We start from the raw sequence: 20,591 nt of genomic DNA on the forward strand, positions 1-20,591 counted from the left end.
GTAGAGGTTTCATTGTATTGCACAATAAGAAAACTGAAAACAATCGGAGATATAGAGTTAGTCCCAGCCACCTCTAGAGGCTAAAATCCACCCCAGCAAAGCTATCGTCTTTTGGGCCTAGTTCTTTTTTTATTTTACTCTTGACCTCCCGCCACTCTTCCAGGTCAAGCTTCAAACTAAAGCCATTCAGTATAACATTAGTCTTTGTATGATTATATTCCACAAACAAAAAGTCAAAACTTTTTATTTCAGTTGACAGATACATCATTATATAAGCTATTCGAATACTGCCATCGGTATACTTTATTGCGTTTGAGATATCTGTATGAATACCTTCGTTATTCCCCTTCTCTATTCTCTTCTTCCAAAATGTATCGGTTAGTCGAAACGCGTCTGGAGCATAGTTTTTAGGTTGCTCTTTGATAAAATTCTTAAATTCAGTCGCCAGTGGATCGTCATTGTCCAAAAAGGCATCACACGCTTCAGAAGCCACGGCATTCATGATGTTAGTTTTTGATTTATATGTCTTGTTAATCAAATCCACTTGCGCCGCTTCAATCTTGCACCAAGACAGGTTATATATTTCATTATTAATTATATTATAATAGCCATAGCTGAGTACTCCCTTGGGGGTTCCCCAGATATCTTGGGTCAAGGTATATTTTGCTTTTTCATGGGATTTATATTGAATATAGGCGAGGGTCAACTCGATCATCTCGCGCTCTTCCTCAGTCAGCGCTTTGGCGTACAACAAGCAGCTTTTTACTGTGGAGAGTGTATCCTTTTTTGCAGAATTCATTTGGTTTATCTCATGGTGAATGCAAGGCAAGCCTGAATTTGCTTGCCCTGAAGATTCTGTGCAGTTACGATTAGAAACTGAAATCAACGGCGTCAAGCAATCCCTTCCAATCAGGGTTCGACTTCGAAAGTTTTTCTTTAATTATGCGCGCCCAATCGCCGTCCTCCCACATGCCCTCACGGTATGCCACCCCAAAAGCGGCGGAATAATATTGGTTTGTTTTGTGGGCTTTGCTGATCAGGAATTTTTTCCAAGAGTTATCTTTATAGTTTGACCCACTAAATCCGTAACTCCAGGCAAGTCCACCATTATGAGACCATACGGGTGAAATATCGAATATAGTTTCCCCCTTTAGTTCATTATGCTCCCCCCAGCAATTATCCAATATCTTCTTGACGTCTTCTTTAACTTCCTTCTCCCCCGTCAACTTGCTTAGAACCTCCTTGAAAGGATTTCCAATGTCCGATGCGACTTTACTGGCGATATCGAGCATGCAGTCCGCGACTGGAACACCATATTCGAGAGAGTCAGAATCAAGAAATTCAGTCCTGGCGGTGAAAACCGAGCAAAAAGGATAATTTGCTACTGCACGGAATGCAATATCCATATATTCTTTAGATGCCAGGTTTTTAGGCTGTAACAAATCCTTGTCGTCCCATCCATCTTTTCGTGCAAAACTTCGAGTGGTCTGGTCCAGTACAATCCCACAATACTCTATCATGGTGGCTTGTTTTTCGCTTACCACAGGGGCAACAACTGTTCTGTCGTTAATTCTGATAATTTTTGCAACCTTCTCTTCTTCCTTAAGTTGCAAAGGATTTAGCTTGCGATAATTTTGCTCCAGGGTAAGCATATCCAAATCGCTGAAGGTCTTTTTTAACTTGTCCGCTTTATCTATAAGCTCATAAATATCTTTTTCGGTTAAGATGAGACTTTTCATATTCGATGTCCTTGGTGCCGTAAGTTAAATACCATCTCGATTTTTCTGTTTGATCGCAGACTAATACACTCTCTCGATTATAGTACTATCATTTTTTATGGTTTTTTGTCGGTTGCCTTGGTCATTCTGCTTATTTATGGAACTTTAGAAATCACCCCAGCCGGTTAACTAAATTTTGAGTGCCGTGGTCATTCGAATTGAAAAACTTGATAGTATCAGCGGCAGGCGGCTGAAAAACGCCGAGTGAAGTGTTCGGAAAAATTTGACCAAAACACTTCACCTTCATCCGCCGAAACTATCCCTTCAACACTTCGCTGATCAGCGCCCCCACCTGGTCGGCATGCCGCTTGATGATCGTTTCGTGGTCGCCTGGAACCGACATCAAGACCATTGCCGAGGGCGCCAGCAGTTGCTCCCAGCCCAAGTAGCGAGACGGCTCTGCATGTCCCTCCAACGGTGTCAGTGCGGTGTCCTGTGCAATGAACAAGTGCAGCCTGGCATCCAGCGCCCGAGGCCGCCAGGCATGCATGGCTTTGCCGTGGCCCAGCATGCGGTAGAGGAACTGGCGGTTTTCCTGTGGCGTGTCATGGGCCAGATGCCATAAGTCTTTGCCCGCGCGCTTGTACTTTTCAAGGGCCTCGACTATGTCCTCGACCACCTCCTCCACTGTTCGCCGGATGGATATTTCGATCAGGTCCGGCTCGTGCTCGGCAAAGTTATTTGTCACAAAAGCATGGAGCGTCACCAAGCTGGCGTGATGGGTGCTGTCTTGCCTGTCAAGGGGCGCCAAGGTGGTGTCGAACAGTCCGAGGAACTCTATCGACTCACCCGCTTCCCGCAACTGCGTGGCCATTTCATAAGCGATCAAACCGCCAAAGGACCAACCGGCAATCCGATATGGACCTTGGTGCTGGATTTGGCGAACAACGGCGACGAAACGTGCGGCGATCTCAACTAAATCCTCCAGAGGTTCGGCTGACAATGGCAGCGCAGGCAAGCCATAAACCGGCACATCGGCGTCGATGTGTCCGGCAAGATGCTCGAAGTACCAGGCGTAACCTTGCAATGTGTGCGTAAGGAACAGTGGCCGCTGGCGGCCCTCGCGGTTGAAGGCTTGCACCGAAGCCTGATCGCTCGGGACACCTGCCTGCGAATTCAGCAGAGCCGCCAGCCTAGCGACGCTGCGGGTGTCGAAGAGGCTACGTACCGACAAATCCACCGCCAACGCCTCGCGGATGCGCACGACCAATTGCGACGCCATCAGCGAGTGGCCGCCCAACGCGAAGAAATTATCGTGGCGCCCGATCCGATCGACCTCCAGCACCTGCGCCCAGATCGCCGCCAGCGCACTCTCCAGTTCGCCTTGCGGAGCATCGTCCGTGTGTTCCATGCCGGTCAGCGCATTCAATGGCATTGTACGCAACGCCAAGCGATCCAGTTTTCCGTTGGCTAGCATCGGTAAAGCCGACAACGGCACCAAACGGCTGGGCACCATGGCCCCAGGTAACCGCTGCGCGAGCCAATGGTGCAGCTCATTGTGGTCGATCGGAGCGCCGTCGCTGATATAGAAGCCGATCAATTGATCGTGCTCACCGCCGGCGCGACGCGCCACAGCGGCGACTTTCCTCAGCCCTGGATAGCTGCCCAGCGCCAGTTCAACCGCGTTCAGTTCAACCCGCTGGCCACGCACCTTGATCTGGAAATCCTCACGCCCCAGGTGCATGAGTTGGCCATCGGCCAACCACATGCCGATATCGCCGGTCATCAACGCACGTGCGCCGGATGGCAATACGATGAAACGCTCGGGGCTCGATGCCGGCGGGTTCCAGTACCCAGGACCGACATTGGCGCCTTCGACGAAAATTGCTCCCACGGCGCCTACCGGCACCGGATTGAACTGCTCGTCGAGCACCTGCACTTGCACGTTGGCAATCGGGCGGCCCGCCGGCATCACCGCACCGAGGCCCGCCAAGTCTTCGCCTTCGCTGTAGGTGATGTCGTTGAGTTCGGTGCAACCGTAATTGTTGTACAGCCGTGCCCGAGGCAGCAAACGGGCAAAACGGGCCTTGACCTGACGGCTCAGCGGCTCACCGGCGGTCACCACATGGCGCAACCTACCCAACTGCGCCGCGTGATCGAGCAGTGCATTGAGGTGCGAAGGCACCAGGTTCAGCCTCGTTACCCGATACTCACGCAACGCTGTGGCGAAAGCAGCGGCGTCCTGGACGGTATGGTCGGCAACAATAACTTGAGGCACCCCCACCAGCAGCCCACAAAGCATTTCCTTGATCGACGGCACAAACGACATGGAGGTCTTCTGTGCAACCACTTCGTCCGGCGCAAACGGTGTGCGCGCCCACAAGGCCTGTAAGCCATTAAGCAGTTGCCGGTGCTCCACCAGCACGCCCTTTGGCTGCCCCGTTGAGCCCGAGGTGTAGGCGATGTAGGCCGGATCATCAGGCTGATTGTCGCGCACCACAACGGTTGCGCTGGCGTGTTGATCGACATCGCGATCCAGGCGCAACAGCGGTAGCTGGATGTGCGCCAGCCCAGCCGCGAGGTCGGAAGTGGTCAGCACCCATGCCGGCATCGCCGCCTCGAGGATGCGCTGCACATAGGAGGCCTGGTAACCCGGATCAATCGGCACGTAGGTGCCGCCCAACTTGAACACCGCCAGCACGCAAGCCAGAAAATCGGCCGAGCGCGGCTGATAGAGGGCAATCCGCGCGCCAGGGGCAATACCCTGGGATTGCAACGCCGCGACGACTGCGTTGCAGCGTTGATCCAGCCCGGCAAAAGTGATTTCTTGGCCGTTATCAATACAGGCTATGGCGTCGGGGCGCCGCGACACCTGCTGAGTGAACAGTGCCGTTACCGAGGTTTGCTCAAACACTTGGGTCGTGTCGTTACTGCGTGCGATCAATGCGTGTTCGCTTGGGGTGAGGGCCAACAAGCTGGCCACTTTAAGCCGTGGCGAGTGAATCAGCCGATCCAGCATTTCGAGCCAGATCGACACCATCAGTTCCACCTGGGCCGGGCTAAAGCGCAGGCTGTCGAAGCTGGCGACGATGTCCAACTGGCGGGCATCGCCGAACACCTCCAGATCCAGATCCGCCTGAGCAGGACGATCGGCTTCGATGGGCCATTCGCTGACGGTCATCTGGTCGCTCCAAGCCTGAGTGTCGATGCCTGGGAAGTTTTGATGGCGCAACATGACTGGCAAGGGTGAACGACCGTCGGCCTGACGCAACCGGGGCGCCACCGCGAGCATCTGCTCGAACGGCAATGCCTGATGCTCCAGTGCCTGAAGCACCACCGCATGGACCTGATCGAGCACATCGGCGATCAACGATTGGCCGTCCAGCCGCACCCGCAACGGTAGAATGTTGACGAAGAAGCCAATCAATGGGTCCAACACCGGATCGTCGCGACCGGCCACCGTGGTACCGGTACACACATCCGTGTATCCGGTTTGACGATGAACCAATAGCGTCCATCCGGCGAGCAGTACGCTGAACAGACTGGTGCCGCGCTGCTGGCTAAACTGCGCGAGGCCCTTAGCGAGGTCCTCGCTCACTCGCCGCCGCACGACGCCGGCAGGCCCTGGCGTGACGCTGGCCGGGGTGCCCGGCACCGCGAGATCGATCGGATCGGCCTGGCCGTCCAGGGCAGTGCGCCAATAATCCAGATGCTGGGTCAGGTCCTGACGGCGCTGCCAGTGTGCATAATCGGCGTGCTGGATGGTCAGCGGCGCCAGTTGCGCTTGCGCGCCGGCCAGGTGCGCGGCATACAGCGCCCGCAGGTCGCGCACCAGCACCGACGTGGACCAGCCATCGCAGACAATATGGTGAATCACGATGGACAGTACGTGGCGCTGCGGTGCGAGACGCAACACCTCGGCCCGTATCAAGCGCCCCTGGCGCAGATCGAACTCAACGCCAGCATGCGCCTGTAGGGCTTGCGTCAAATACTGTGGCGTGACAGGCGACACTGCTAGCCTGAGGGCGCAGGAGGCCTCGATGCATTGCGCAGGCACATCGTCGCCGTCGGCCAGCAGGAATCGAGTGCGCAACGGTTCATGCCGTGCCACCAGAGCGTCGAACGCGCTCTGCAACGCATTGAGGGACAAGACGCCTTCTAGCAACAAGGCTCCGTGCCAATTGTATGCACGTCCACCATCCCTGGCCTGAATCAGCCATAAACGCTCTTGGACGAAGGACAATGGCAAAGGAATGTCACGAGGCTGTGCAACCACTGGCGAGCGAGCCACCCCGCAGGCGCTTGCCACTTGCGCGGCGAACTCCTTCAGGCTGCGCGACTCGAACAGCGCACGTAGCGCCGGCTGATCGCCAAACTGCTGGCGTACCGATCCTGCGACACGCATGGCCAGCAGGGAGTCGCCGCCCAGTTCGAAGAAATTGTCATGACGGCTCACCGCCTCGACAGTCAGCAACCGCGACCAGATCTGCGCCAGTGCCACTTCGATTTCGCCCTGCGCCGGTTCATACCGTGCTCGGACCAGGGCGCTGTCATCCGGGGCCGGCAAGGCGCTACGCTTGAGCTTGCCGTTAGCCGTCAGCGGCAAATCGGGCAGATGCACGAACGCCGAAGGCACCATATGCGCGGGAAGATTCGATGCCGCCCGTGCGCGCAGGCTTTCGTTGAGCCCTCGGGTGCCGGTGTAGTAAGCCACCAGCCGCTGGCTACCCGGCGTATCCTCCCGAGCAACTACCACCACTTCAGCGACACCGTCCACGGCAGACAGCGTGCCTTCGATTTCCCCCAACTCAATGCGAAAACCACGAATCTTTACCTGATCGTCATTGCGACCCAGGTACTCGATCTCGCCATTGGCCAGCCGGCGCCCGAGGTCGCCGGTCTTGTACAGGCGTGCGGGAACGTGACTGAACGGGTCGTCGAGAAAGCGCTCGGCCGTCAGCTGCGGACGGTTGAGATATCCGCGTGCCACGCCCGCGCCTCCGACATACAGCTCGCCGACCACGCCGAGCGGCACCGGCTCAAGCCAGGCGTCCAGCAGGTAAAGTCGCAAATCATCGAGCGCTATGCCAATGGGGCTCGCGCCGATGTACCGGGTATCGGCTTCGGTCAACGCACGGTAGGTCACATGCACGGTGGTTTCGGTAATGCCGTACATGTTGACCAATTGCGTGGCGCCATTGCGTGGCCGGGCGTACCAGGGCTTCAGGCTGGCGACCTCCAGCGCTTCGCCACCCAAAATCACCTGGCGTAAGTAATGGCTTTGCGGGCTTTCGCCCTGCGCGGTGATTAACTGGCGAAACGCACTCGGCGTCTGATTGAGCACAGTCACTCGCTCATCACACAGCAGCGCGTAGCACGCTTGAGCTGAGCGACGGGTCAACGGTGGAATCACCAGCAGTCGGCCGCCATGCAGCCATGCGCCCCAGATCTCCCAGACCGAGAAGTCAAAGGCGAAAGAATGAAACAGCGCCCAAGTGTCCTCGCCATTGAAGCCGAACCGGCTGGCCGTGGCATCGAACAGCCGGGTCACGTTGCGGTGCTCGACCATGACGCCTTTTGGCTGGCCGGTCGAGCCCGAGGTGTAGATCACATACGCCAATCGCGCTGCGTGCGCCCCTGGCACACACGGGTTATGCCGGGGTCCGCCCTCGCCCTGGGCAATATCCAGTTGGGTGATCGCCAATGGCCCGAGCACCTCTCTAGTGGCTGGCGTCACCAACACCGCCAACGGCTGACTGTCACCCAGCATGTAGGCCAATCGCTCGGCGGGGTAGCCGGGATCCAGCGGCACATAGCCGGCGCCGGATTTGAGGATGCCAAGCACGCCGACCATCATTTCAAGACTTGGCTCCACGCAAATCGCCACCCGGTCGTCGGGCTTAACCCCTTGGGCGATCAAGTCATGGGCCACGTGGTTGGCTCGCGCGTTCAACTCAGCGTAGGTCAGTGATTGCCCCGCGAACGTGACGGCGAAAGCATTCGGCGAGCGTTCGGCTTGCATTTCGAACAATTGGTGCAGAGTGTTTAACGGCGGGTAGTCGGTGCGCAACGCATTGCGATCATCCAGCAGCTTCATCCGTTCCTGCGCCGGCAGCACCTGCAAGGCGCAGACGGGCATTGCCGAGGCGGACTCCAGTGCCTCATTGATGTGCTCCAGTGCGGTCAGCATGTAACCGCAGACGCGCTCGCCATCGATGCCCGCCACTGCCTGAACGGTCAAGCTGAAGGCCTCGCCGAGGTCGTCCACGGCCATAGTCAACGGGTAGTTAGTGCGCTCACGGCCCCCCAAGTGCTCGATATCGTCGCCTAGACGCCGATTCTTTTGTGCCTGAGGCGCATCCGCGCTGTAGCGGTAGTTGAACAGCGTCGTAAACAACGGGGCTGGGGCGGTCACTGCACTGCAACGCTGGGCCAGCGAGAGTGGCGCGTGTTCATGGACCAGCAACTGCACCAAGCGATCATGGGTCTGGCGCAGGCTAGCGGCGGTGTCCAGACGACCGATATCGACGCGCAGCGGCAAAGTGTTGATAAACAACCCAAGCACCCGGTCGGCGGCCTCGCCGCCTTGCAGACGGCCAAACAGCACGGTGGCGAACACTACGCTGTCGCGTCCCGTGGTCTTGGCCAGCACCAGCGCCCACGCCAGGTGCATCACACTGGCCGCACTGACGCCGTGACGCCGTGCCTGGCTGCGCAAGCGGCGCGATAATGTGTCAGGCACCAGGTGCTGGACCTCAAGCGCGTCGTGACCATCGCCGTTGATGTCCAGCACATCGAAAGGCGCGGTCGGCTCGTCGATATCACCGAGCATTTCCCGGAAAAAAAACTCATGCGCCGCCCTGCTTTCGGCCAGGCAGGTCTGGGCGATGAAGTTCCGAAACGGCGCCGGCGTGGGCAAGCAATCGGCGCGGCCCTGTTCGATGGCCCGCGCCTCCTCAAGCACCAGATCAAGACTGGTGTGATCCAGTACCAGATGGTGGAACACGATATTCAACAGCCAGCGGTCATTGGCCTGATCGTGACCGAGCGAACAATTCAGCAACGGCGGCCGGGTGATGTCGATCCGTTGGGGCGGCTTTTGCTCCGGCGCAGTCACCTCGAAGGTGTTCACCATCAGTTGCGCTTTACGGTGAACCACTTGCACTGCCTGTTCCAGGCCATGCCAGACAAAACCGGTGCGCAGGATTTCGTGACGGTCGATGACCTGTTGCAAGGCCTCGATGAAGCGCTGCACCGCCGATCGTGTCCTGAACCCCAGCGCACCGCTCAGCACGTAGGGGTCGCGCTCCTGCTCGATCAGGTGATGGAACAGGATACCTTCCTGCAACGGCGCCAGCGGATAGATGTCTTGTACATTGGCTGCACCGCCGGGCACTTGGGCGACGAGGGTATCGAGTGCCGCTTGATCGACGGTCACCAACGGCAACATGTCCGGAACGATGCGCTCGGCATTCCTCGGAATCCTATTAGGCGGTATCGCTAACTCGGGACTGCGAGTCACGATATGCCGTGCCAGCTCGGCCAGGGTGGGCGCGCCGAACAGTTGGCGAATGTCGGTAAACAGATGGGCCTGGCGCATGCGCTCGACCAGGCTGACGGCCAACAGGGAATGCCCGCCCAGCTCGAAGAAATTGTCGTAACGGCTGACCGACTCCACGTTCAGCAACTGCGACCAGATCCGCGCCAGGGTGGACTCGACGGCGCCTTGGGGTGGCTCGTAGGGCGCACGCACCACAGCGTCGCCGCCCGGTGCCGGCAAGCCGGCACGGTCGAGCTTGCCGTTGGCGGTCAGCGGTAAACCGGGCAGATGCACGAATGCCGATGGCACCATGTGCGCCGGCAGACGTGATGCGGCTTGCGTTCGCAACCGCTCGTTGAGCCCCTCGTCAGCGGTGTAGTAGGCCACTAGCCGCTGATCGCCGGGAGTGTCCTGACGGGCGATCACCACCAGCTCGGTCACGCCTTCGACGCTGCCAAGAACGCCTTCGATTTCACCCAATTCGATGCGGAAACCGCGGATCTTCACCTGATCGTCATTGCGTCCCAGGTATTCGATCTCGCCATTGGCCAGCCAACGTCCGAGGTCGCCGGTCTTGTACATCCGGCACGGGGCAGCGCTGAAGGGGTCGTCGAGAAAACGCTCGGCGGTCAACTGGGGCTGATTGAGATAGCCACGCGTCACGCCCGGACCGCTGACGTACAACTCGCCGACCACGCCCACCGGCACGGGCTCACGCCGGGCGTCGAGCAGGTATAGACGCAAGTCGGCAATTGGCCCGCCAATGGGGCTGGCGCCAATGCGCCGGGTGTCGGTTTCGGTCAACGCCCGATAGGTCACGTGCACCGTGGTTTCGGTGATGCCGTACATATTAACCAGTTGCGTCAAGCCATTGTCTGGCCGCGCATACCAGGGTTTCAGGCTGGCGACATCCAACGCTTCGCCACCGAAAATCACCTGGCGCAGGCAATGGGTTAGAGGGCTGGCACCCTGGGCCGCGATCAGTTGGCGAAAGGCGCTGGGGGTCTGGTTGAGCACGCTGACTCGCTCCTCGCACAACAGCGTGTAGCACGCTGGCGGCGAGCGGCGTGTCAACGGCGCCACCACCAGCAGACGACCGCCGTGCAGGAGCGCACCCCAGATTTCCCAGACGGAGAAGTCGAAGGCAAACGAATGAAACAGTGCCCAAACGTCGTCGCTGTTGAAGCTGAACAGGCTGGCTGTGGCCTCGAACAGACGAGTCACGTTGCCGTGTTCGACCATCACCCCTTTTGGCTGGCCGGTCGAACCCGAAGTGTAGATCACATACGCCAACCGCCCGGCGCCGTGGCCTGCCACGCAAGGGTTGGATTGCGGGCCGCTGTCGAGCTGTGCAATGTCCAATTGCGCTACCGCCACACGACCGAGCACGTCGCGGGTAGCCGCCGTCACCAGTATCATCGTCGGCTGACTGTCGGCCAGCATGTAAGCCAGCCGCGCAGCGGGATAGCCCGGATCGAGCGGTACATAGCCGCCAGCGGATTTGAGGATGCCGAGCAGGCCAACGATCATAGCCACGCCCGGCTCCACGCATATCGCGACCCGATCATCCGGTTTCACGCCATGGGCAATCAGACGATGGGCTACCCGGTTGGCTCGCGCATTCAACTCGGCGTAAGTCAGTGATTGCCCCTCGAACGTGACGGCGAAGGCATTCGGCGAGCGTTGGGCTTGCGCCTCGAACAGTTCGTGGAGGGTCTGTGGCCGCGAGTAATCGAAGCGCGGCGGATTGAACGCCTCAAGCACTTGGCTGCGCTGCTGTTGCGGCAGCACCCGCAAGGCATTGATGGGTGTATCCGGCGCACACTCCAGCGCCTCGACCAGCGACGCCAGTGTAGTGTGCAGACAATCGCAGACTTGTTGCGGATCGATGCCGTGCGTCGCTTGCACGATCAAGCCGAAGTCGTTGCCGATATCGTCGACGCATAGCACCAACGGATAGTGGGTGCGTTCGTGGGCTGAGAGCAGTTGCACCCCCGGCCAAACGTATTGCCCGACCGCCAGACCATCCGCCTCGTCACCGTGACGGTAGTTGAGTAAGGCGCTGAACAGCGGAGTCGGCGCCGCTACACCGCTGCAGCGCTGCGCCAGGGCCAAGGATGCGTGCTCGTGGCCGAGCAACGCCGCCAATGCCTGGCTGGTCTGACGCACGCCCTTTTGCACGCCAGCGGCACCCGCATCGATACGCACCGGCAAGGTATTGATGAACAGACCCAAGGCGCGATCCGCTCCGGCACCGCCCTGCAGGCGCCCCAGCAACACGCTACCGAACACCACGTCGTCGCGGCCCGCCAGCACCGCCAATACCCTGGCCCAAGCCAAGTGGTAGAGACTGGCCGCGCTCACCGCCAGTTGCCGGGCCTGGCTGCGCAAGCGCAGGGCCAGTTCGCCCGAGACGCTGGCCGAGGCTTGCGTCACCGGATCGGCATCGGCCTGGATACCGGCAATGCCATAAGGCAAGGTCGGCTCATCGACATCGTGTAGTCGCTCGCGGAAGAACGCTTCGTGCGCCTGAGCCTTGCCACTCGATCGCGCCTGCGCCACATAATCACGATAGGGCACGCTAACGGCCAGCGTCGCGCCCTGCCCGGCCAGAATGGCCTGGACTTCGCGCTGCACGAACGCCAGCGCGACATGGTCCATCACGATGTGATGGAACCTGAGCAAACCGACCCCGCGCCGATGGCTCTCGTCTTCGGCATAGGCCCAATGGATCAACGGTGCCCGGTCCAAGTCGATGCCACGCTGGCGAACGTCGAAACGGCGCAGCAGTTGCTCCGCCACATCACCTTCGCGAGGGTCTGCCGAGAAATACTCGGTTGTCACTGGTGCCCGACGCCAAACCACTTGTACCGGGGCGTCGAGCCCTTCCCACAGCACCGCCGTGCGCAACACATCATGGCGATCGATGACCTGCTGCATCGCCTGGACCACCTGCTCGAACGCCGCTTGTCCGGTAAACGCAAACAGCGCGTGCAACACATAGGGATCGCCCCCGGTGGCGCTCAAGTGGTGATACAGAATGCCTTCCTGCAGCGGTGCCAGCGGATAGATGTCCTGTACATTGGCGGCGCCACCCGCTACCCGAGCGACGATACGTTCGATGGCCGGCGGGGTCAGTCGCACCAACGGCAGCATGGCCGGGGTAATGTGTTCGGCGTGCGGCGGTATGGCGTTGGCGGGCACACTGAACAGTGGCTGCTCGGTGCTGACCTGGCGCGCCAGCTCGGCCAGGGTCGGCGCACCGAGCAGTTGCGCCACTTGGGCAAACAGACCAACACGGCGCATGTGTTCGATCAGGCTGACCGCCAGCAACGAATGCCCGCCCAGCTCGAAGAAATTGTCGTGACGACTGACCGGCTCCACGTTCAGCAACCGCGACCAGATACCGGCCAGCGCGTTCTCGACGTCACCCTGCGGCGCTTGGTAGATGGCTCGTGCATAGGCCCCGTGCGGTGCGGGCAGCGCCTTGCGGTCGAGCTTACCGTTGGGGGTCAGCGGCCAGGCATCAAGATGCACGAATGCCGCCGGCACCATGTACGGCGCCAGGCGGCCGCCGACGTGCTCACGCAGCGCTTCAGGAGCGACGGCGCTGCCGGTGTAATACGCCACCAGCCGCTGGCCGGAACGCTCATCGTGCCGTGCCAGCACCACGACCTCGCGCAAGCCGGGCATCTGGGCCAGCACCGTTTCGATTTCGCCCGGCTCGATTCGAAAGCCCCGGATCTTGACCTGGTCGTCGTTGCGTCCCAGGTACTCGATTGCACCATTAGGCAGCCAACGCCCAAGATCGCCGGTCTTGTACATCCTCGCGCCAGGTGCCTCGCTGAAGCGGTCGTCGACGAACCGTTCAGCGGTCAAGCGAGGCAGATTCAGGTAGCCGCGAGCGACCTGCACGCCAGCGATATGTAATTCACCCGCAATGCCCACCGGAACCGGTTGTCCCTGAGTGTCCAAGATGTAAATACGCGTATTGGCGATGGGCCGACCGATCAGCGACACGCTGTCCTCGGCGCTGCATGCCCAGGCCGTGACATCGACCGCCGCTTCGGTCGGCCCGTAAAGATTGTGCAATCCGGTATCCGGCAGCACCGTGGAGAAACGGCGGATAAGACTCAGCGCCAGCGCCTCGCCGCTGCACACCACGCGGGTCAGGCTGTGGCATTCGGCGGCCTGGGCGGATTCGAGGAAAACCTGCAACATCGACGGTACGAAATGCACGGTGCTAATCCGTTCCCGAGCGATCAGTTGTGCCAGGTAAACCGCATCCCCGTGCCCCTCGGGACGTGCGATCACCAGCTTCGCGCCGACCATCAACGGCCAGAAAAACTCCCAAACTGAGACGTCGAAACTGAACGGGGTCTTTTGCAGGATTACGTCTTGCGCTGTCAGACTCAGTGCCTGCTGCATCCACTGCAAACGGTTGACCACCCCGCGATGCTCGTTCATCACGCCTTTGGGCCGTCCGGAAGACCCGGAGGTGTAGATGACATACGCCAGCGTCCGCCAGTCCTGCGCCAGCGCCGGGTCGTGCGAGGGGAACTGGGCCTGCGTGCGCACATCAGCGAGATCGAGGCAGATCGCGGCGTCCGCCCGCAACAGACCTCGGGTCGGGCCGTGCAGCAGCAGCGCGACGGGCGCGCTGTCCTCCAGCATGTGGACCAGGCGTTCGAGCGGGTAGCCAGGGTCAAGCGGCACATAAGCGCCCCCGGACTTGAGAATGCCAAGCAGGCCGATCAGCATGTCCAGGCTGCGCTCGACACAAATCGCCACGCGGTCATCGGCTCGCACACCCCGTTCGATCAACTGATGGGCCACGCGGTTGGCCTGTCTATTCAACGCCTCGTAGGTCAGTGACTGGTCTTCGAAGGTCAGCGCGATGGCCTCGGGAGTCGCCCTGACCTGCTTTTCGAATAACTGATGTAGCGTCAGCGCCTGCGCAAAGACGCCGTCGGTGGCATTGAAATCGGCCAGCACCCGCAGGCGTTCCCTGGCCGGCACCGCGACCAGGTCATGCACGGCTTGTTCGGGGTTGCGTTCCAGTGCGTCCACCAGACTGGCCAAGACGGTCTGCACGCTGTCGCACACCAATTGCGCATCAATGCCCGTCACCGCCTGGACATTCAGTTCGAACCCTTGTCCTGCGTCATCCACCGACAATGTCAGTGGATAGTGGGTGCGCTCATACTCCTCGAGCAGTTCAATACCTTGCCAGTTCAGCGGCCCGGCGCCTTGCCCCTGGTGTTCACTGCGGCGGTAGTTGAGCAAGGCGCTGAACAACGGCGTGCCTGGGGCAACCCCACTGCAACGTTGGGCCAGTGCCAGCGGCGCATGCTCATGGGCGAGCAGGTTGGCCACCCGCGCCGCGGTATCGCGCACACTGGCGGCCACGCCCTGGGAAGCCAGGGTCAAGCGCAACGGCAAGGTATTGATGAACAACCCCAGCGCATGTTCGCCACTCGCCCCCTGCATGCGCCCCAGCAGAACAGTGCCGAACACCACCTCTGTCTGTCCCGAGAGCATCGACAACACCCGTCCCCACGCCAGGTGAAACAGGCTGGCAGTGCTGACACCTAGCCCCCGTGCATGCGTGCGCAAACGCTCGGCCACCCTGAGCGGCACAGGTTGGATCACTGCGATGACCGAGGCATCATCGCGAGCCTGTGCCACGCCGAACGGCAGCGTCGGCGATTCGATGTCCTGTAGCATCTCGCGGAAAAACGCCTCATGGCTTGCGGCGCTCATACTGTGTCGACTCTGCACCACGTAGTTGCGATAAGGCGTCGCGCCAGGCAGCAGTGCCTGTTGATCGAGCAGATAAGCCTGCATCTCCTGTTGCAGGACACTTAAGCCGGCATGATCCATCGCCAAGTGATGAACGATTAGCAATGCCAGCCAGCGGTCGTTGCTTTCGTCGAAGGTGCAGGCCAGTCGCAGCAGCGGGGCCTGGCGCAGATCCAGACGCGAGCGGCCGACATCGAAACGCTTGATCAGTTGGCCGGCGATATCGCCGTCCTGGGCTTGGAAATTCAACCAGTGCAACGGCAGCGACACATCACGCAGGACCACCTGCAAAGGCACGTCCTGCCCTTCCCAGACCAACGCCGTGCGCAGAATGTCATGGCGGTCGATGACCGTTTGCAAGGCCCGGATGAAGTCGTCGAGCCGGGCGCGGTGGTCCAGCGCGAACAGCCCATGCGACACGTAGGGATCGCCGCCGCTGGTCGACAAATACTGATAGAGGATGCCTTCCTGCAACGGCGCCAACGGATAGATATCCTGCACATTGGTAACGCCACCGGGGATGTTTTCAACTAAGCCGTCGATCTGCTCCTGGCTCATTTCAATCAGTGGCAAGAGGTCGGGGGTTATCCGTAAACAGCCGGCTTCGATCCGATTGGCCGGGATTTCGACCTCCTGGCCGGTGCCCGTGTGCCGGGCAAACGCTTGTAGCGTCGGAGCACCGAACAGGGCGCGAGGCTCGGCATTCATGCCCTGGCGACGCATGCTCTGGATCAGCCGCACGGCAGACAGCGAATGCCCGCCCAATTCGAAAAAATTATCGTGCCGCCCTACTCGCTCGACGCCCAGTACCTGTTGCCACAACAAGGCCAAGGCCTGCTCCCGCTCGCCTTGCGGTGCCTCATAGGCATGGTTGAGGCAAGCTTGCGGCGCCGGCAAGGCTCTGCGGTCCAGCTTACCATTGACGGTCACGGGAAACGCCGCCAGGTGCACGAACGCCGACGGCACCATGTAGACCGGCAATACCTCGCCGGCGCGACGGCTCAGGCCCTCGGCCAGCCCGTCGATGCCGGTGTAATAGGCAACCAGACGTACTTCGCCAGGACTGTCCTCGCGCGCGAGTACCGCCACCTCGAGCACACCAGGCAAGGAGACCAGCGTGGTCTCGATCTCACCCAACTCAATGCGAAAACCACGGATCTTTACCTGGTCGTCATTGCGTCCGAGAAATTCGATGTTGCCATCGGCCATCCAGCGCCCCAGGTCGCCACTCTTGTACATCCGCGCACCCGGCGCGGCGCTGAACGGATCGTCGATAAAACGCTCGGCGGTCAATCCCGGTTGGTTCAGGTACCCTCGCGCAACGTGCGCGCCAGCGAGATAGAGTTCACCGACCGCGCCCGGCGGAACGCGCTGGCCGAACTCATCAAGTATATGAATCCGGGTGTTGGCCACCGGGCGACCGATGTGCAGCGCCGCGTTGTGCTGATGCACTTGTCCGGCAGTCACCAGTACCGTGGCTTCGGTTGGGCCGTAGGTATTGATCAATGCTTGTCCGGCCGGCAGACCGACCGGCCATTGGCGCAACCGATCGCCGCCGATCAGCACCTGGCTGGCCACTGGGTTGGCAAGGTCGCTGGCATACGCCAGCTCCGCCAACGGGGTGATCAGAATGGCAAGGTCAACGGTCTGCGCTTTCCACCACTGCAACAAGGCGCGCGGATCGTCCACCGTGTGTGCCGGCGGTAGCAACAACGTGCCGCCGACACTCAGCGCCGTCCAGATTTCCCAGACGCTGGCGTCGAAACCGACGCCAGCGAACCAAGTACTGCGACTGCCTTCGCCCAGCGCAAACCGCTGGTTATGCCAGGCAATCAGGTTATTCAACTGGCGATGCTCAACCATCACGCCTTTCGGTCGACCAGTGGAACCCGAGGTGTAGATCACGTAGGCCAGTGACGTGCCGTGACACCCTATTGGATCGGGATTGGCGCGCTGCGCTTCGGTCATGGCCTGCAAATCACCCAAATCAAGCTGCGGCATCGCCGTCTCGGGCAACAGGTGCGCGGTTCGATGGTGGATCAGCATGACCTTGGGCGCGGTTTCGTCGAGGATGTAGCGCAAACGCTCGGCTGGATAGGCGGGGTCCATGGGTACATAACCCGCACCGGACTTAAGAATCCCGAGCATCCCGACAATGCTGTCGAGGCTACGCTGGGTACAGAGGGTTACGCATTGGTCTGCCTTGACGCCCAGGGCCATCAGTCGATGCGCCACGACGTTGGCGCGGCTGTTCAACTGCGCATAGGTCAGGCGGTGCCCGTCCTGCTCAATGGCGATGGCATCCGGCGAACGCGCCGCCTGCGCTTCGACCTGTCGATGGATCATCGGCGCTGGCGCAAAGGCCACATCGGTGGCGTTCCAGGCGTCGAGTTGGCGCAACTCCGGTGCCGTCACCAGCGACAGTCGCGATACGGGCAATTCGGCGTTGTCCAGCACCTGTTCGAGCATATGCCGCAGCCGAAGGCTGATCTGCCGGATTTCTCCGGGGTCGAAATAAGCCTGGTTGTAAAAGAAGTGAATCCAAACGTTTTCGTCGAATTTGTTTTCGCGGATATGGACCGTCAACGGGTCCTGCTCATGCCTGTTCGATCCCATGATCACCTGCGCCGGTGCCCCATCGAAGCGCAGGTCATGGTCATCGCGCTCATAGGACACCGTCAGGTCGAACAACTGCGCCCGCTGCGAGCGCCACAGGCCCAGCGTGCGATTCAGCTCGCTCAACGGAAAGCGCTGGTAGCGGTAATCCTGCTTGAGCATCCGCCCCAGTGAAGTGACCAGCGCAGAGAAGCTCAGGTGCGGATCAAACGACAGGCGCAACGGGCTGACGCCGACAAACATGCCAGCGGTCGATTTGAGACGGGCACTGCCGCGATTGAGCGTCGGCACGGCGATGGACAACTCATCGCGGCGCTCGGTGCGGCTGAAGTAGACGTGGAAAATTCCGAGCAGCACATGGAATGGAGTCGAGTCGCAGGCGCGGGCCAGTTCGATGATCCGCTCGAAGAAAGCACGGGACAGGCGCAGACACTCGTGGCCGCCCGGCGCCAGGCCTTGCTGTGGGCCGGTGCGGTGGCGCGGAGTGAACAGCGGGTCGGGCAGCGTGCGGTATTTGTCCAGCCAATATTCCAGGTTGCGCAACTGTTGCGGCGAGTGCTCGAACGCCTGGTCCTGCGCAATGAAATCCCGGTAACTCGGCGCCGGTTCAGCCTGATCTTGGGTCTGGGCCTCGCTGTATAATGTTGACAGTGATTCGACCAGCAAGCCGATTGCCCAGCCGTCGACGATCAGGTGGTGAAAGTTGAGCGTGAAATAGAAACGCGCATCACTGACCTTTACCAGCTCAAAGCGAAACAAGGGGCGGCCGATCAACGTGAAGGGAGCTTCCAGGCGCTGCTCAAGCAGCGCCAATGCCGCGCTCTCGGCGTCCTCCCGCTCGCTGAAGTCGTGAAAGGGCACCTCCACCGCCAGCGTCTCGACGATGCGTTGCAGCGGCACGCCGTGCTCATCAATCGACGATGTCAGCACGATGCGCAACGCGTCGTGCTTGCGCACCAACCGGTTCACCGCTCGCTCGAAGCGTTGCGGGTCGACGGTGCCTGCGATCCGCACATGACCACCGATCTTATAGAGCGGCGCACCTTCGTGCAGCCCTTGATCGAACCAGATCTGGCGCTGAGCGGTGGTCAGGGGGTATACATCAGCGGGCGAAGATGGGCGATTCAAACAATAGCTCCCTGGCCTCATCGGCCCAAAAATGACTGACGTCACGCATGAACCGACACTCGATGCGTCAGTGTTCGAATAAAAAAGATCAACGGATTGCCTGATAGGCGATCCAGTGCATCGATGAATGTCCAACTTTATGAGTGTATAGACATAGTCGCCATTAGTGCACCATAGCACTAACGTGAAAGTTGCGGAATAACTGATCTCCCGGCTACGTGCCGATAGGTTCCGGATGAAACTGTGCACCGTGCAGAGGGACGAGTCTTATTCTGTGTACTGCCTATCATCTCGTCACTTATCCAGGCCGTTAGTTCAAACGAAACATTGATCAGCTCGGTGATCAATGAGTGGCAGAGAACCACAAAAAGTTCCTTGAGCAGTGTCTTGAATACCCGATTGCGCTGCGGCGAATTACACTGATACGGCCCCGTATGGATGGTGGAGCAAGGGAAACGATCCCACGTGCTCATGGACGATACGTTGATGCTCAAGGCAGATGACCGACGAAGACCGGCCATTACGACCAGCGCAGTTGTTTTACGCGCCGATGGGCTTTTTTACTTTTTAATCAAGGCCCAATTACTATACACCAAGAAAAATTTGTACAGCATGTGCTTTTCCAGACCAACCCTAGCGCCGTTGTGATTTCTGTCCATTTTTCGGACGTAGATCACAAATCAAAAACAGGGGTTAAATTGCGACCAGCAAAAAATATTCAATTTTCACGCCATGATTAACCTATCACTTACGAATCAGCGGGAGAGATGGAAGGAGGTCATGCTTTGATCAGATCGACCATGAGTGTTAAACCGCTGAATTTAGCACATCACGGCGCCTGATCATGACGCTCCACGTCTCCCCTGCAATTAACTATTTAGCCTTCGGACTTCGGCTGGCGGGTACACCTATAAAGCACTGCTGTCAGTTTCGGAGTATTAGCGCCAAGCCCCGATCCATTGCCCATTGACAGCCGCAATGACCCTTATGCTGTCTGCAACGAAAACGAACGGCTCGGCAGGGGCATCGGTCTGCATGGTCCACTCATTTACTCGCTTCTTGGCTCTGGTGCCCGCGACATTCGAGTCGTAACCTATAATGCGTTCCAAGCAGGCAGCCGCTTGCCCGACATCAATCAAGGACATGATCCCCACAGGATTTCTGGAGCCCTTGTCGTCAAGGCACGGCAAGTACGTAATTGCATCGACAACGCTGGCAAGTGGAGACTGTGCGATGAAGAAAACCTTGGAATTTGCGCCCGTCGGTAGCCAAAAGATGCTTGTGGGGGTGGCTGCGGCCGCCGTAATGCTCGCCGTCAGCGGAGTGTTATTGCCACATGACGGGAAGAAGGATGTTGTAGACTGGTTGGCCGATCTGTGCACCGGTATCGGCAGGCCACTGTTCTCGTCTGCAACCGTGAACACCGACGAATCCGGCGCAGTCAGGCCCGCGACCTCACCCAAAGTGATTTCATGCGAACCGTTGCCGAACGTGCCAGGCAAGTCGGTTACTACGCTCCTCGTTAACTTTCCGCCACTGGGCTATTCGCCGGCTCATCGCCATCCAGGCTCTGTCACTGCCGTGATCCTGGAAGGCACGATCCGCTCGCAATTGGCCGGTAGTCCCCCAGGTGATTATCGCTTCGGCGAAACCTTCTTTGAGCCAGCCGGCGCGCTGCACTTGTTTGCAGAGAACCCCGATCCGGTACACCCCGCCAAGCTTGTGGCGATGTTCGTGGCTGACGACAACTGCGGGCCGCTGGTTCTACCACCTTGAGTGGCCGGCAT

4 protein-coding genes are annotated in these 20,591 nt (G+C 59.5%); 1 reads left to right on the top strand and 3 read right to left on the bottom strand.

All coding sequences use genetic code 11. The features are described 5' to 3' along the window. Positions 1–73: 73 nt before the first annotated feature. The 3 genes from BMX68_RS19070 to BMX68_RS19080 all read right to left on the bottom strand — a co-directional run bounded on the left by BMX68_RS19070 (position 74) and on the right by BMX68_RS19080 (position 18,804). Positions 74–895, bottom strand: a complete 822-nt coding sequence (locus BMX68_RS19070) for a hypothetical protein (RefSeq protein WP_143063326.1) — start codon at positions 893–895, stop codon at positions 74–76. Beyond that, a complete protein-coding gene (locus BMX68_RS19075) occupies positions 870–1,739 on the bottom strand; it encodes a hypothetical protein (RefSeq protein WP_060783910.1) in 870 nt (289 codons plus the stop codon). Before BMX68_RS19075 ends, BMX68_RS19070 begins: the two co-directional genes overlap by 26 nt. A 295-nt stretch (positions 1,740–2,034) precedes the next feature. Continuing rightward, the gene (locus BMX68_RS19080) at positions 2,035–18,804 is read right to left on the bottom strand and encodes a non-ribosomal peptide synthetase (protein WP_017134418.1); all 16,770 of its coding nucleotides are present in this window, start codon (positions 18,802–18,804) and stop codon (positions 2,035–2,037) included. A gap of 1,233 nt (positions 18,805–20,037) precedes the next feature. Between BMX68_RS19080 and BMX68_RS19090 the strand changes: the two genes are divergently transcribed. Then, positions 20,038–20,580 (top strand): cupin domain-containing protein, encoded by a 543-nt coding sequence (locus tag BMX68_RS19090; protein WP_017134416.1) that lies wholly within the window; start codon positions 20,038–20,040, stop codon positions 20,578–20,580. The last annotated feature ends 11 nt before the right edge of the window (positions 20,581–20,591 follow it).

The sequence above is a fragment of the Pseudomonas agarici genome (genome assembly GCF_900109755.1).
GTDB lineage: Bacteria > Pseudomonadota > Gammaproteobacteria > Pseudomonadales > Pseudomonadaceae > Aquipseudomonas > Aquipseudomonas agarici.